Source organism: Paenarthrobacter sp. FR1, assembly GCF_051106045.1.
In the GTDB taxonomy this organism is placed as follows: Bacteria; Actinomycetota; Actinomycetes; order Actinomycetales; family Micrococcaceae; genus Arthrobacter; species Arthrobacter nitroguajacolicus_A.
In genome coordinates this window covers 1-524 of sequence record NZ_JBPFSF010000034.1, presented here as the reverse complement: position 1 = coordinate 524, position 524 = coordinate 1, and the positions used below count along the sequence as shown (strand labels likewise).

General features: G+C 70.0%; 1 protein-coding gene. It reads left to right on the top strand.

From position 1 onward, the window contains the following. The coding region (locus ACR30Z_RS22600; RefSeq protein ID WP_434374680.1) for a hypothetical protein at nucleotides 1-524 on the top strand (524 nt) is incomplete at both ends.

Genomic DNA, 524 nt, shown 5'->3' with positions numbered 1-524 from the left:
GGGCGGGTCACCACCGCCACGTATGACCCGGCGGGGCGGCAGTTGTCCCAGACGGACCCGGACGGGCACACCACCACCTGGAGCTACGACACCGCCGGTCGGGAAGCGTCGGCCTCGGTGGACGGGGCACTGATCGCCGCCATCGAACGCGACACGGCGGGCCGGCGGGTGGTCATCACGGACCACACCGGCGGGGCGGGGTACGCGGTGGAGCACGAACTGTGCTTTGACCGGCGCGGACTCCTCACCCGAAAGTCCAACGGGAACGGGACGCAGGCACTGTCGTGGGGTTACGACGGCGACGGGAACCGCACCGTGTTCACCGACCCCACCGGAACCACCACCACCTACACCCGCGACCCCGCCGGGAGGGTTGTGAAGGTTTCGAACCCGTTGCTGGGGGACGCGGCCTTCGCGTATGACCCGTCCGGGCGGGTCACCTCCGCGACCGCGGGCCAGTACACCCAGGAATGGGTGTACCGGGGAGGGAACCTTGCAGAGCACACCCGCACCCACACCGATAC